The sequence below is a fragment of the Gillisella taibaishanensis genome, from assembly GCF_001938985.1.
Classification (GTDB): Bacteria; Pseudomonadota; Alphaproteobacteria; order Rhizobiales; family Rhizobiaceae; genus Allorhizobium; species Allorhizobium taibaishanense.
Window position 1 is genome coordinate 705,119 of sequence record NZ_MKIN01000021.1, and the last position, 14,026, is coordinate 719,144.

The 14,026-nt window shown below is 58.1% G+C and carries 12 protein-coding genes; 2 read left to right on the forward strand and 10 right to left on the reverse strand.

The annotated features are described in order from the left end of the window. Positions 1-296: 296 nt before the first annotated feature. The 8 genes from BJF91_RS10330 to BJF91_RS10365 form a co-directional block, all read right to left on the reverse strand. Complete coding sequence (locus BJF91_RS10330; RefSeq protein ID WP_075614378.1) at positions 297-914, reverse strand: GNAT family N-acetyltransferase; 618 nt, start codon at positions 912-914, stop codon at positions 297-299. Between the two features lie 197 nt (positions 915-1,111). Next, a complete protein-coding gene (locus BJF91_RS10335) occupies positions 1,112-1,984 on the reverse strand; it encodes a 5'-nucleotidase, lipoprotein e(P4) family (protein WP_083943251.1) in 873 nt (290 codons plus the stop codon). A gap of 88 nt (positions 1,985-2,072) precedes the next feature. After that, the gene (locus tag BJF91_RS10340) at positions 2,073-3,128 is read right to left on the reverse strand and encodes a sn-glycerol-3-phosphate import ATP-binding protein UgpC (protein WP_075614379.1); all 1,056 of its coding nucleotides are present in this window, start codon (positions 3,126-3,128) and stop codon (positions 2,073-2,075) included. Continuing rightward, positions 3,128-3,976, reverse strand: a complete 849-nt coding sequence (gene ugpE, locus BJF91_RS10345; protein WP_075614380.1) for a sn-glycerol-3-phosphate ABC transporter permease UgpE — start codon at positions 3,974-3,976, stop codon at positions 3,128-3,130. Before ugpE ends, BJF91_RS10340 begins: the two co-directional genes overlap by 1 nt. A 9-nt stretch (positions 3,977-3,985) precedes the next feature. Next, entirely contained in the window at positions 3,986-4,867 is an 882-nt protein-coding gene (gene ugpA, locus BJF91_RS10350) for a sn-glycerol-3-phosphate ABC transporter permease UgpA (protein WP_075614381.1), read from the reverse strand. Between the two features lie 63 nt (positions 4,868-4,930). Next, the gene (gene ugpB, locus BJF91_RS10355; protein ID WP_075614585.1) at positions 4,931-6,241 is read right to left on the reverse strand and encodes a sn-glycerol-3-phosphate ABC transporter substrate-binding protein UgpB; all 1,311 of its coding nucleotides are present in this window, start codon (positions 6,239-6,241) and stop codon (positions 4,931-4,933) included. Between the two features lie 419 nt (positions 6,242-6,660). After that, positions 6,661-7,635: a fumarylacetoacetate hydrolase family protein gene (locus BJF91_RS10360; protein WP_075614382.1), complete on the reverse strand. Its 975-nt coding sequence runs from the start codon at positions 7,633-7,635 to the stop codon at positions 6,661-6,663. 34 nt (positions 7,636-7,669) lie between these two features. Further along, positions 7,670-8,590, reverse strand: a complete 921-nt coding sequence (locus BJF91_RS10365) for an NAD-dependent epimerase/dehydratase family protein (RefSeq protein ID WP_075614383.1) — start codon at positions 8,588-8,590, stop codon at positions 7,670-7,672. Positions 8,591-8,767: 177 nt separating this feature from the next. Between BJF91_RS10365 and hisD the strand changes: the two genes are divergently transcribed. After that, the gene (gene hisD / locus BJF91_RS10370; RefSeq protein WP_075614384.1) at positions 8,768-10,084 is read left to right on the forward strand and encodes a histidinol dehydrogenase; all 1,317 of its coding nucleotides are present in this window, start codon (positions 8,768-8,770) and stop codon (positions 10,082-10,084) included. After that, a complete protein-coding gene (locus tag BJF91_RS10375) occupies positions 10,081-10,854 on the forward strand; it encodes an SDR family NAD(P)-dependent oxidoreductase (protein ID WP_075614385.1) in 774 nt (257 codons plus the stop codon). The genes hisD and BJF91_RS10375 overlap by 4 nt, the downstream gene beginning before the upstream one ends. 197 nt (positions 10,855-11,051) lie before the next feature. Here the strand turns inward: BJF91_RS10375 and BJF91_RS10380 are convergent, their stop codons facing one another. Both BJF91_RS10380 and BJF91_RS10385 read right to left on the reverse strand, forming a co-directional pair. Further along, complete coding sequence (locus tag BJF91_RS10380; RefSeq protein ID WP_075614386.1) at positions 11,052-12,062, reverse strand: SMP-30/gluconolactonase/LRE family protein; 1,011 nt, start codon at positions 12,060-12,062, stop codon at positions 11,052-11,054. A gap of 122 nt (positions 12,063-12,184) precedes the next feature. Next, complete coding sequence (locus BJF91_RS10385; protein ID WP_139310646.1) at positions 12,185-13,795, reverse strand: GMC family oxidoreductase; 1,611 nt, start codon at positions 13,793-13,795, stop codon at positions 12,185-12,187. Positions 13,796-14,026 lie beyond the last annotated feature (231 nt).

The window sequence follows — 14,026 nt, forward strand, 5'->3', positions numbered from 1 at the left end:
CCGAAACTATGCAAAATATGAGGTTAAACGATCCAAAAATCGTAGCCAGCTAATATAATGACGGCAGGTTGTGTCGATTGCAAGGCCCTAGCATGCTCTCGGCTTGGAGCATTTTCAGGGACATTGGGAATGGGTTTAATGCACTAAACCAGAGAGTTAGGCTCTTTCTGCGGTTTCGTGAAACGCGGAAATCCCCAAAAGGGATTTCACGGCAGCCTTGACCAATCGTTAAGCTCGCATCGCTCCATGCCCTCGACAGACGGGTGCATCAAAGCCTGCACCTTCTGACTGATGTCTCAGGCAAATCTCTTACCCATGACGATCGAAGGCATGCGGCCAATCTCGGCAAAGCCGAATTTGCCGTAAAAGCTCGTCACGCCTTCATTGCGGGGATCCACACCAAGGTGGACGCCGGCGACGCCTGAATTGCTCAGCCATTGCAGTTGATGGCGCAGGAGCTTGGAGCCATGCCCGCCGTGTTGCAGCGCCGGCAAGAGGTTGATGTGCAGGTGAGCGGGGTAAAGATCGGTCACATGCGGCGGAGTCCGAGGTGCTTCGAGAATATAAGCCAGAACATTTTCGTCCTGCGCCGTCGTGGCGGAAAAGTCCTGAAGCTCTACCTTCAGCTTCGGCCACCATTCGGCGGCCAGACGGTCCTCATAAGCAACCGTATCGGAAGCGGCCACGCAATATCCCATTACCACCTCGTCGCACGTCACCACGAGCGCGCTTTCCGGGCAGAACCGAAGATAAGGCAATGCCCAGACGAAACCCGGAAGCCGGGGATCGCCATAACATTGCGTGCCGTCTTGGCCGCGGTCTGCCGTCCGCAGGCAGATGTCAAGCACCGCCGCCTCGTCCGTTGGACGGGCAGTTCGGATCGCAATGGATGCGGTAGGATTGGTATCGCTCATGGATGAAATAGCCGCTCTCGCCCTCGTTCGGCATCGCCAAGCGAGGGTGTCGCCTGGGTATTGCCATGCCGAAGACCTCTTCGGGTTCTAGACAATAGACTGTTACCTGCGTTTTTGATTAAAAGACACCGCCCGCTCCTGTTCCTGGCCGAGAAACAGGCGCGGGGACGGCATCTCATCACACCTTGCGGCAGTCGTTATTTGCCATCCCAGGCCTTGAGCGCCTCGGTTTTCATCTGCCGCTGCGCTTCAGGAGAGAGTTTGTAGTCTCCGTGATAAGGCGCGGACTCGAAGGAGCCATAGGTCGGATTGGCAATCACGATCCAGTCGTGCCCCCAATGGGCGGCGGCGTCAGAATACACTTTGTAGCGTTGCTCCAGCGTCCCCTTGTAGTCGTCGGTGAAGTCACCGAGATTGTCACCGAGCATCAGGAGGATGCGATAGTTCTTGGCAATGAAGGCGCGCCGCGTACCTTTGGCCGAGCTCCAGTCCGGCTGTTCCTTGCTGGCAAGAAACGTGTCGACATTGTCTCCCATCGGGAAGCCGAGCTTCTTCATTTCCTTGACAGTCGGGCCTTTTTCCTCCTTGGAGCGATTGGTGACGTAAAACACTTTCACGCCCTTGGAGGCGGCGTATTGCGTGAATGCGACCGCACCCGGAATCGCCACGTCGGTCTGCGATTTCACATAATCCGTCCAGGTGGTCGGCGAAAAACTCGTGCCTGCCTTGATGTTCCAAGCCTGGTATGCGGACGTGTTCAACAGCGTGTCATCGACGTCGAGAATGATCGCCGGCGGCAAATCTGCGAAACTGCCGGTCTGTTCCACCGGTGCTGCCGTCCAGGCCTTGTCAGCAAGGGCCTGATCCAGCCGTACCTGTGCAAGCGCATAAGCACCGATCGCATTGGCCTTTGCCTCAACCGAGGTCTGGTCCCACAGGACCGCGTTGAGGTTATCGTTTGCAGGCCGCGGCGTGGCGTCGGCTGCGGCCGCCGGCAAGGCCGGCACAGCGATCAGGCATAGAAGGAGCGCGGTGCTCGTGATGGTGCGGTTGAGTAGGCTCTTCCTCATGCATGTCTCCTGGCGTTGAACATGGCCATTCTTTTCGCCGCGTTTCGTTGATGTCAACGGCTGGACCATTCACGCCTGTGACAAATGATCAGTCGGACGGATCACAACGCTTGCCGTCCTTATCGAAGAAGTGGAGGCAGTTGCGTGCTGCACCAACGGTGAGTTCATCATTTATCTTGATGGCGGAGCGACCCGGCACGCGGAAAGTCACGGTCTGTTTGTCCGGCAGCACGCCATAGACATAGCTTTCTGCGCCGACCAATTCGACAGCGAGCACCCGCGCCGTTGCCCGAAATGCCAAGGCCGCATCGTCAGTCGCGATTTGAATATCTTCTGGGCGGATTCCAACTGTCGCGACTTGACGGGCAGAGAGCGCATCTCCCAGATGGAAATGCGCATTCCCCGGTGCCCAACTCAGCAGGTTCATGGCCGGCGATCCGATGAAGGTCGCAACGAAGGTGGTTGCCGGCTTTTCGTAGAGTTCGATTGGCGTTCCCACCTGCTCGATACGGCCGCCGTTCAAAACGACCAGTCGGTCGGCAAGCGTCATCGCCTCCATCTGGTCATGGGTGACGTAGACGCTCGTGGTCTTCAACGCGAACTGCAGCCCCTTGATTTCGACGCGCATCTGGACGCGCAGTTTGGCATCGAGGTTGGACAGCGGCTCGTCAAACAGGAATGCCGACGGATTTCTGACGATGGCACGGCCCATGGCAACGCGCTGGCGCTGCCCGCCCGATAGCTGTCGCGGCTTTCGTTCAAGGAATTTCTCGATCTCCAGCGACGCTGCAGCCTTTTGAATGCGGCTTTCGATCTCGGCCTTCGGCATATTGCGGTTCTTCAGGCCGTAAGCGAGGTTCTGGCGCACGGTCATATGCGGATAGAGTGCATAATTCTGGAACACCATGGCAATGTCGCGCTCTGCGGGCTCGAGATCGTTGACCACGCGCCCGCCGATGGAGATCTCGCCGGAGGTGATGCTTTCCAGCCCGGCGATCATCCGCAGCAGCGTTGACTTTCCACATCCAGATGGGCCGACCAGCACAACGAATTCGCCATCTTCGATCTCAAGCGAAATGCCTGAAATAGCCTCGATGTTTTTGCCATAGGTCTTGCGGACATCCCTGAGGGTGATTGCAGCCATTACTTTTCAGTCTCCACGAGCCCTTTGACGAACCAGCGCTGCATCAGCACCACGACAAGTATGGGGGGAATGATTGCCAGGATCGCCGTCACCATCACGAGGTTCCAGGGCGTCGACGCATCAGTGAAATCGACCATCTTGCGAAGGCCAATGATGATCGTCGACATCTGGGCATCGTTGGTGACAAGCAGCGGCCAGAGATATTGCGTCCAACCGTAGATGAACAGGATGACGAACAAGGCAGCGATATTGGTGGTCGACAGAGGAAGCAGGATATCCCGCATGAAGCGGAACGGTCCAGCATTGTCGATGCGAGCGGCTTCCAGCAGCTCTCCAGGTATCGTCAGAAAGAATTGCCGAAACAGGAATGTCGCCGTCGCCGATGCCATCAATGGCAGGGTCAGCCCGGCATAGGTGTCGATCAGCCCGAGATCGACCACCACCTTGTAGGTCGGCAGGATACGCACCTCGACCGGCAGCATCAGGGTGATGAAGATCATCCAGAAGAACGCCATGCGCAGCGGAAAGCGAAAGAACACGATGGCAAAGGCCGATAAGAAGGAAATGATGATCTTGCCTGCGGCAATGACGACGGAGACGACGATCGTGTTCAACAGCATGCGCTCGAGGCTGACGCCGACCACCCGTTCGACGCCGCCGGACAGCGCCTCGCCGTAGTTTTCGAGGAAGTGGCTACCGGGCAGCAGCGAAATCGGTGGCCGCAGGATCTCAGAAGACGTCATCGTCGAGGCGACGAAGGTATAGTAAATCGGGAAGGCGACGATGATGATGCCAATGATCAGCATCAGATGGCCGACCAGATTGGCGATGGGGCGTTTTTCAATCACTGCCGGACCTCACGCATAATGCACCCGCCGCTCGACAAACCGAAACTGGAAGGCCGTCAGGCCGATAACGATTGCCATGAGAATAACGGACTGGGCAGCCGACGAGCCGAGATTGAGGTTCACGAAGCCGTCGTTATAGACCTTATAGACCAGGGTCTCCGTCGCCTTGGCCGGACCGCCCTTGGTCACGGAATCGATGATGCCGAAGGTGTCGAAGAAGGCATAGACGGTATTGACGACGAGCAGGAAGAAGGTCGTCGGCGCCAGCAGCGGAAAAACGATCGTCCAGAACCGCCGGCTGCCGCGCGAGCCGTCTATGGCAGCGGCCTCAAGCAGCGATTTCGGTATGGCCTGCAGGCCGGCAACAAAAAACAGGAAATTGTAGCTGATCTGCTTCCAGGCGGCCGCGACAATCACCAGAAACATCGCCTGCTCGCCATTCAGCAGGGGATCCCACGCAACGCCGTTTCTGCGCAGCAGATAGGCAAAAGTGCCCATGGCCGGATTGAACATGAACAGCCAGAGCATGCCGGCGACAGCAGGTGCCACGGCATAAGGCCAAATCAGCAGCGTACGATAGAGCGTCTTGCCACGCACGACCTTGTCGGCGGCGGTCGCCAACGCCAGAGCGAAAATCATAGAGAGCGCTGCGGTCGAAACACTGAAGATCACGGTGATCTTCAGGGCATGCAGATAGCTGGGGTCGTCCAGGACCTGCCGGAAGTTTGACAGACCAACGAAAACAGTCTTGATGCCGAATGCATCTTCACGCTGCATGGATTGGTAGAGTGCCTGGCTGGCCGGCCAGAAGAAGAACACGACCGTCAGGACGATCTGCGGCGCGACCAGAAAATAGGGGAGGATCTTGTTTGGAAAGACGACGTTCTGCACGACGATCTCCTCAAAAGAGAGTGGCGATCTGCGCGATCAATCGCGCAGATCGAGATGACGCCGTTAGTTTCCGTTCGCCTGAGCGATGGCGGCATTGCCCCGCTCGACGGCCGTGTCCAACGCCGTCTTTGCGTCGACCTTGCCGGCGAGCATCGCCTCAAACTCCTCGTTCATGATGTCGCGCACCTGCGGCAGATTGACGAGGCGAACACCCTTCGAGTTTGCGGTCGGTGCCTTGCCCATCATCTGCAGGATCGGCGTTTCCCGGCCCGGGTTCTTCTCGTAGAAGCCAGACTTCTTGGTATCTTCATAGGCCGCCATGGTCACAGGCAGATAGCCGGATACCTGATGCAGACGAGCCTGAATCTTGGTTTGCGACAGGAAGTGGAAGAATGCGCCGATGCCCTTGTATTCGGCGTCGGTCTTGCCTCCAAAGACCCAGAGGCTGGCACCGCCGGGAATGGTGTTTTGCGGACGGCCTTCGCCCTTGTCATAGGGAAGCTGGCCGATGCCATAGGGAACGCCAGCCTTGGCGATGTCACCAAGTCCACCGGAGGATTCGGTCAGGATACCGCATTCGCCAGAGATGAAGAGCTGCTTGGCTTCGGACGTGCGCCCGCCGTAACGAAACGTCCCATCCTTGGCCAGATCGGCAATGGCCTGGAAATGCTCGACGAAAGGCGCGGAATTGAACTCGAGCTTTACATTGGTGCCGCCGAGGCCGTTCTCGTTCGTCGCGTAGGGCACATTGTTCCAGGCAGCATAGTTCTCTGTCTGGATCCATGTCAGCCATGTCGACGTGAAGCCGCAATTGGCCGCACCGCTGGCCTTGATCTTCTTGGCAGCGTCGAAAACTTCAGCCCATGTCTTCGGCGGGTTCTCAGCGTCCAGCCCGGCTTTCTTGAAGATCTCCTTGTTGTAGTAGAGGATCGGTGACGACGAATTGTAGGGGAACGACAACATCGTGCCGTCGGGCTTGGAATAATAGGACACGATGCCGGGTAGATAGTCACCCTTATTGAAATCGTAGCCGGCCTTCTTCATCACGTCTGCGGCTGGCATGACGGCACCTTCCGCGCCCATCATCACACCGCTTCCGGCATCGAACACCTGCAGGATGGCCGGGGACTTTTTGGCTCGGAAAGCGGCAATGCCGGCATTCAAGGTTTCAGGATAAGAGCCTTTGAAGACCGGAACGACCTTGTAATCCGTCTGGCTTTCGTTGAATTCCTTAGCCAGCTGGTCGACAACCTCGTTGTTTGCGCCGGACATCGCATGCCACCATTGCAGCTCCGTTGCCGCAAAAGCGTGCGACGCACCCGCCATCGAAACCGTTGCGGCGATAGCGCATGTGATAATAGAACGATTAGTCATCTTGTCCTCCCAGACCTCAATTTTAATCCTGCTGCTGCCGAGATCCTCCCAGATCACGGCGGCACGGGCACTCCAAAACCACGATCTATCCGCCATAAACACAAACAGATCATCGTCATCTATAAGAGCACCGACTCCCGCCCATGTTAGCGAAAGCATTTATAAGCCAGCTATTATCTTTCACCTCGGCGAACCAAATGCAACCCAATCGGCAAATGCTCAGAGGCTTTTCAACGATATCGAGTAGCCTTCTTGCGCCCTGACAGATGCCCGATTTGCCGAATCCAAACCAATTGCTGTGAGTGAACCTATCGGCCAGCCTGTCGGCAGCGCGGCCTGCAATGCAGAACGCGTTACAACTGGACGACCGAATTCCATCGCCAAAGGGAGATGTTGGCGCGGGCCTGGCCTTCTTGAGCTTATGGCGTCTGGGCGACCTGCTGCTCGATGGCACCAAACAATGCCTGACCATCCGGAAGGCAGGTTTCCATTCGCACGGTATCACCAAAGCGCATGAAAGCAGTCTTCGGTGCACCTTCGTCGATCATTTCGATGCCGCGTCGCTCAGCGATGCAGCTGGAACCGATCTCGCGATAATTGCTGTTGGAAACGGTGCCCGATCCGATGACCGTTCCCGCAACCAGCGAGCGTGAATAGGCAGCATGTGCCACCAGATCTTGAAAGCCGCAGCTCATCGCATAGCCATTGGCAGCGCCAAACTGCTTGCCATTCCAGTGGACAACCAGATTGAGATCGACGCGTCCATCGCGCCAATTGTTGCCAAGTTCATCCGGTGTCACTGCCACAGGCGCCATCGCGCAAGGAGGTTTAGCCTGTATCCAGCCAAATCCGGTCTTCATTTCAATTGGAGCGAGACGCCGCAGCGACCAGTCATTGATTTGTACCAGTAACCGGATATGGCCGATGGCGGCATCCGCCGAGATACCAAGCGGAACTTTGTCGGTGATAATGCCGAATTCGCCTTCGAAATCGATGTCGTCGCCTTCCGATGGGAAGAAACTGGTTTCCTGCGGACCAAGAAACCGGTCGGATACACCCTGGTACATCAAGGGACGTCCGGTTTGTTCCTTCGTCATACCGAACACTTTGTCCATGAGGTCGCCATGGCTGTCGAAGGCTGAACCATCGAGCCATTGCCAGGCTCGCGGCAAGGGAGCCATAGCCTGGGCCGGGTCGAAAGCAATCGCATCGATGACAAGACCCGCGTTCAGCTTTTCGTAAATTGCGACCAGGGCGGGGACGAGCGCGTCCCAGCTTTCCAACAATTGCTGCAGCGTGTCGACGCCGGGGGCTGCGGTTGCGCGTGTCAGATCGCGGCTGACGATGTGAAGCCGTCCATCAGGACTACCATTATTTAAGCTCGCCAGTTTCATGAAATCCTCCTCATTGGAAATTGAACTCGATCTATCAAAATGATCGAGTCACAAGCGCATCTGCATCCAAGTCCCTTAGGAAGCCCAGAGTATCCGCCGCCTGCGTGGCAATTGGCGGATAGGAGCCGAAGAGCGCCACCACGTCTTCATCGGGTTGATAGGTTACGCGCGCGCGGCTTTCGGGAAAGCGTCGCATCAGTGCCGCCACAAGCTCCTCAAAGGATAGGCAAAGCGCAGGCAGGGTAAAGGCACGCACTGCGCCAAGCGCTGCGGCATCAAGACGGCCGGCATGCGCAAAATTAGAAGCAGCGGTTTCCACCGATGTCAGCCATGTCTGTGAATGGGGGTGAACGGGCAGCACAATATCCTCGCTGCGCATGACGGCGTAAAATAGCCGGCTGATGAAAGCCGAACGCATGCGGGCATCGGCACCGTCCAGGGCCATGACACCGGCCAGACGCAAGGAGACGCCGTCCAGCCAGCCCCGCGCGGCGAAATTCGCAATGGCAATTTCCATCATCAGTTTCTGCGCGCCATAGACCATAGTTGGCCCTGTCGGCGTCGCATCCGTCACCAGCGCGGGCATGGGCTTGCCAAAAACCGCAATAGTCGAGGCGAAGACCAGCCGCGTTTGCGGATTGCTGTCGCGCAAGCGCTCTAGAAGTGTCAGCGTCGCGTCGATATTCACCTGCCGCGCCAAAGCATAATTGGCTTCCGCCGCGCCGCCGAGAATGGACGCAAGGAGATAGACCGTAGACGCGCCTGCTATATGCGTGTCGAACAGATCGAGGGCCGCAAAGTCGCCGGCAACTATATCAAGGCGTGGATCATCATTGATCTCTGTGGCCGCGGCCTTGTCGATCAAGACCAGTCGGTCAAACTGCTCGCTGGCAAGCAACTGTTTTGTCAAGCGCTGGCCGACGAAACCCTGCGCGCCGATGATAACCGTTTTCAAACGCTCCTCCCGGCAATTGGAATATATTAGTTGGTTGTACGACCAATATTTGAAATGTGGAATTTTGGCAAGGTGGGTGCCTATCACCTTCGTGAATAGTAGCTATCGACAACGCTTGTTTGAACATACGACCAAATAACGATAAAGCAGCCGTGTCGATGACAGGAGGAGGCAGACATGGCAAGATGGTTAAAGCACGGCGCTGTGGCATCCGCCGTGGCAGATCAGGAGCGTAAGGTGCGCGAGGTGGTCGAGGCCACCTTGGCGGATATCGATCGGCGCGGCGACGCGGCTGTGCGCGACTTGTCCGTTAAGTTCGATGCATGGGACCGTGACGATTACCGTCTGTCGCAGGCCGAAATCGATGAATGCTTGAACAAGCTCTCGAAGCAGGACATCACGGATATCGAATTTGCCCAGCAGCAGGTGCGCAATTTCGCCCGCATCCAGCGTGAGGCGCTGCGCGATGTCGAGGTGGAAACCCTGCCAGGCATCATGCTCGGACACAAGAACGTGCCAGTTCAAGCAGCCGGGTGCTACGTGCCTGGCGGCAAATATCCGCTTCTGGCCTCGGCTCATATGTCTGTTATCACCGCCAAAGTGGCGGGCGTGCCGCGTGTCGTCACCTGCGCACCGCCCTACAAGGGCAAACTGGCCCCCGCTATCGTTGCTGCCCAACATCTTGCCGGTGCCGACGAAATCTACGCACTGGGCGGTATTCAGGCAGTTGGCGCCATGGCGCTCGGCACAGCCTCGATTGCACCAGTCGATATGCTGGTCGGGCCTGGCAATGCCTTCGTCGCCGAAGCCAAGCGGCAACTGTTTGGCCGCGTCGGCATCGACCTCTTCGCCGGCCCCACGGAAACGCTTGTTATTGCCGATGACAGCGTTGATGGAGAATTGTGCGCCACTGACCTCCTTGGGCAGGCCGAGCACGGTCCAGACAGTCCGGCAATCCTGCTGACCACATCCGAAAAGCTCGCGCGCGATACGCTCGCCGAGATTGAGCGGCTGTTGACCATCCTGCCGACCGCCGAGATCGCCGCCAAGTCCTGGGCGGTATTCGGTCAGGTTATCGTGGCAGACTCCGAGGAAGAAATGGTGCAGATCGCCGATGAAATCGCTTCGGAACATGTACAGGTCATGACTCGCGATCCCGATTACTTCCTTGCCAATATGACCAATTACGGGGCGCTCTTCCTGGGCCCCCGCACCAATGTCGCCTATGGCGACAAGGTGATTGGCACCAATCATACCCTGCCGACCAAGAGGGCGGCCCGTTACACCGGCGGCCTTTGGGTCGGCAAGTTTCTAAAGACGTGCACCTACCAAAAAGTACTCACCGACGAAGCGTCGGCCATGATCGGACGCTACTGTTCCCGGCTTTGCGATCTCGAAGGCTTCTCCGGCCATGGCGAGCAGGCCAATATCCGGGTGCGCCGCTATGGCGGTGATAATATCGCCTATGCCGGGCGTGCAGAAGGGCGGTCATGACGGTGGTTCATCTCCCAACCACACCGTCCTTCCGCCTCGCCAAAAAGCGCGCGCTCGTCACCGGGGCGGGACGCGGCCTCGGCCTTGCCGCAGCGGCGGCCCTGGCAGAGGCCGGTGCCCATGTGGTACTGGCGGCTCGCAGTGGCAGTGAGATTGAGGCCGCCTGCGAAGCAATCCGGGCTGCCGGCGGCTCTGCCGAGGCCCTGATCCTCGATGTCACCGATCGTATTGGTCTGGAAGATTCTCTTGCCGCCCACGGCCCGTTCGATATCCTTTTCAACAACGCAGGCACAAATCGACCTAAGCCTCTCTGGGATGTGACTGAGGACGATTACGACGCGGTCCTCGATCTCAACCTAAAGGCGGCCTTTTTCGTTGCCCGGGCGGTGGCGCGCTCGATGATCGATCACGGGATCAAAGGATCACTCATTCATATGGGCTCGCAGATGGGGCATGTCGGCGGGGCGAACCGATCGCTCTATTGCGCCTCGAAATGGGGGCTTGAAGGCATGAACAAGGCCTTCGCAGTCGATCTTGCACCCCGTGGCATCCGGTCGAACACCATTGCCCCGACCTTCATTGAAACGCCGATGACCCAGCCGTTTTTCGAGAACAAGACCTTTCTCGACAGCGTGCTGGCCAGGATCAAGCTTGGCCGCCTTGGCCGGGTGGAAGACATCATGGGCGCAGTCGTGTTTCTGGCCTGCGACGCCTCGGCGCTGATCACCGGCACGTCGATCATCGTCGATGGTGGCTGGACAGCAGACTGAGGGCCTATGGCTTTTGGGGAGGCAACGGCTCCAGCATTCTTTAAGAAGCAGACAAGGAGCCAAGCAGCTCCTCAACTCTTGGATAGCCAAGGCAAGCAGGGGTTTACTATGGCAGAGCGCGATCTGGGGCGCGGCTGCAGCCTTTCTCCAGCACTCCATTTCCAGCACTCGGTTTTTTTCGTACCGCTATACAGGTGCTACCAGTCGATCAGCGGCAGGCCTGCGACCGGACTGGTGAAATAGGGAATGCGGTTACCGCGCAGAGAACCCAGATATACGGTCTTCAAGTCAGGCCCGCCAAAGGTCAGCGACGCCATCCAAGGGCAAAGCGTACCGGTCGCGGCCGCCATCAAGTCGGGGGTTACGCGGCCCTCTTCCCAGGCCTTGTCGAGTTCGGCAGTTTTTTCCGGCCTGCCGTCGTCGAGAAGTGTGAGAAGTTCTCCTTCCGGCGTAATCGCCACCAACCGATCGGCCATGATGAGCGTGGTCCAGAGATTGCCGTAGGCGTCGAAGGCGATGCCATCGCAGAAGCCGCCGACATTGGAGGGACCGTAGATCTCGCGGTCGCTCAACGAACCATCCGGCTGGACGCGCATTCGGGTAATATTGCGCGACGTGGTCTCAGCCACATAGAGCCATTCCTCACGGGCATCGAAGCGCAGTTCATTGGTACCGCAGAAATTCTCCGCAACAATCCGCGCACCTTTTTCGTCGATCAGAGCAATATAGCCGTCGCGACTGTTGATTTTGACATGATCGGTCCAGGGAATTGTCCGGGTCGTAACGGTCAGCCATAGCCGGCCTTTGCTGTCACGAGTGACAAAATTGGCCTTGCCGATCGGCCGGCCATCAATGTTATCGATCAGGATCGTGCTCTCGCCATTGCGCTTCATCAACTCGAGCCGGTCGGTGCCGAAGTTGGCAATGAGAAAGTCGCCGCCCTTGGTAAACGCCAGTCCGTTGGGCAGGCTGCCGACAGTATTGACGTAGCGATCCTCAAAGGATGCGGGTGCCGAGTTGTCCAGTCCCTTCTGCAGAATGAGTTCTTGACTGCCATCGGGGTCGATCCGCATTACACCGCCGCGCCCATCCGCTGCCCAAAGCGTACCGTTTCTTTCCGCCAATATGCATTCAGGCCGCTCCAGCCCTTCACCGATGAAGCGGATGTCTTCTCGCTGCACCTGAAAGCCCTTCAATGGATTGGTCATCTTGCATTCTCCGCAGAGTTTAGTTGTTCAACCAACCAAATAATTTTCTTGCGCAGATGTCAATGCTTTCCTGCGTAAAGACGCGGCATTCTTCTGGCTCCATTTAAAATGCTCTTTTCCGGTTATCGGCGAGCATCCTCAAGCAGCATGGACGCGCCTTTCATGGCAATCATAGCAGTCGGCGTGTTGGTATTACCCGAGGTAATTGTTGGCATGATCGAGGCATCGATCACCCTCAACCCGACAATGCCATGCAGTCGCAGACGGGCGTCGACGACCGCGAGCGGATCGTCCGAGCGTCCCATTCTAGCAGTTCCGACCGGATGAAAGATCGTCGTGCCGATGTCGCCCGCTGCCTTAGCCAAGGCTACCTCGTCGTCGCCGACGGCCATGCCTGGCACAAGCTCCTCCGGCCGATACGGGGCCAGCGCGGGCTGCGCCATCAGCCTGCGCGTGGCACGGATGGCGTCCGCCGCCACCCGGCGATCTTCTACCGCCGTCAGATAGTTTGGGGCAATCAGCGGCGGGTCGTGCGGATCACGGGAGCGCAGCCGCACTTCCCCACGCGAGGTCGGGCGCAGATTACAGGCGCTGACCGTGATCGCCGGAAACCGGTGCAGCGGCTCGCCGAACCTGTCGAGGGACAACGGCTGCACATGAAACTGGATATTGGCGCGCTCCTGCGACGGATCGGAGCGCATGAACAGGCCAAGCTGCGACGGCGCCATCGTGAGCGGCCCACGCCGCCGCAGCGCGTAATCAAGCACCATCAGGCCTCGACGGACCAGCGAATGATAGGTTTCGTTCAGCGTGCGGGCGCCACTAACCCCATAGACGGCGCGCTGCTGGAGATGGTCCTGAAGATTGCGACCGACACCCGCGCGGGCGGCGATCGGGTCGATGCCAAGCTCGGAAAGCCATTCTCCCGGCCCGATGCCCGACCGGTGCAGGATTTGCACGGAGCCGATCGAGCCGGCGCTGAGCACAATTTCGCCCCGCGCCGTCGCCGTCTTCATCACGCCGTTGCGACTGTAGTGCAATCCTATTGCTCTACCGTCTTGAATGACCAGCCTGTCGACAAGAACGCCTGTCTCGATACGCAGGTTCGGCCGCGCCAGTGCAGGCTTCAAGAATCCTCTTGCCGACGACCACCGGCGGCCGCACTTCTGATTGACGTGAAAATAGCCAGAGCCTTCATTGTCGCCCGTATTGAAATCGGCGACCTTGCGCACGCCCATGTCAGCAGCCGCCTCGCGCACCGCGTCGAGGATCGGCCAGGACAGGCGCGCCGCTTCTACGCGCCAGCCGCCGCCAGTTCCGTGAAACGGGCCTTCACCCAAGAAATGATCTTCCATAGCGCGGAAGTGCGGCATGACCTCCTGCCAACTCCAGCCCGGAAGGCCGAGGTTTGACCATGTGTCATAGTCAGCCGCCTGCCCGCGCATAACGATCATGGCGTTGATCGCGGAGGAGCCGCCGATGACCTTGCCGCGCGGATAGGACAGCGAACGACCGTTCAAGCCCGCTTCCGGCTCCGTCTTGAACATCCAATCGGAGCGGGCATTGCCGATGGTGAAGAGATAGCCGACAGGAATATGAAACCAGATCCAATTGTCCTTGCCGCCGGCTTCTAGGAGAAGCACCCGATTGGCGGGATTTTCAGAAAGCCTGTTGGCAAGGATGCAGCCGGCCGTACCGGCTCCAACGACGATGTAATCATACTCCCCCTCCATCACATCTCTCCTTTTTTGCAATCGTCCAGGCTTGCTGGTCTATCCCCATCGCAGATGAAGACAAGGGGCAAGCAGCAGAGAGCATGTGCAAAAAAGAGCGCCGAAATCGTGGATCGGAACGATATCAGAGGATCTGCTGCACATGGCTCTCAGCTGAAGGTTTGTCGGCTCCACAAGACCATGACGCTCACACTCAACCGTCAACCTGCACCTCCTGACGCTTGAGAAGAG

Coding starts and splice junctions, on each gene's coding strand:
- BJF91_RS10330 (WP_075614378.1), bottom strand. CDS start 914: ATGAGCGATACCAATCCTACCGCATCCATTGCGATCCGAACTGCCCGT.
- BJF91_RS10335 (WP_083943251.1), bottom strand. CDS start 1,984: ATGAGGAAGAGCCTACTCAACCGCACCATCACGAGCACCGCGCTCCTT.
- BJF91_RS10340 (WP_075614379.1), bottom strand. CDS start 3,128: ATGGCTGCAATCACCCTCAGGGATGTCCGCAAGACCTATGGCAAAAAC.
- ugpB (WP_075614585.1), bottom strand. CDS start 6,241: ATGACTAATCGTTCTATTATCACATGCGCTATCGCCGCAACGGTTTCG.
- BJF91_RS10360 (WP_075614382.1), bottom strand. CDS start 7,635: ATGAAACTGGCGAGCTTAAATAATGGTAGTCCTGATGGACGGCTTCAC.
- hisD (WP_075614384.1), top strand. CDS start 8,768: ATGGCAAGATGGTTAAAGCACGGCGCTGTGGCATCCGCCGTGGCAGAT.
- BJF91_RS10375 (WP_075614385.1), top strand. CDS start 10,081: ATGACGGTGGTTCATCTCCCAACCACACCGTCCTTCCGCCTCGCCAAA.
- BJF91_RS10380 (WP_075614386.1), bottom strand. CDS start 12,062: ATGACCAATCCATTGAAGGGCTTTCAGGTGCAGCGAGAAGACATCCGC.
- BJF91_RS10385 (WP_139310646.1), bottom strand. CDS start 13,795: ATGGAGGGGGAGTATGATTACATCGTCGTTGGAGCCGGTACGGCCGGC.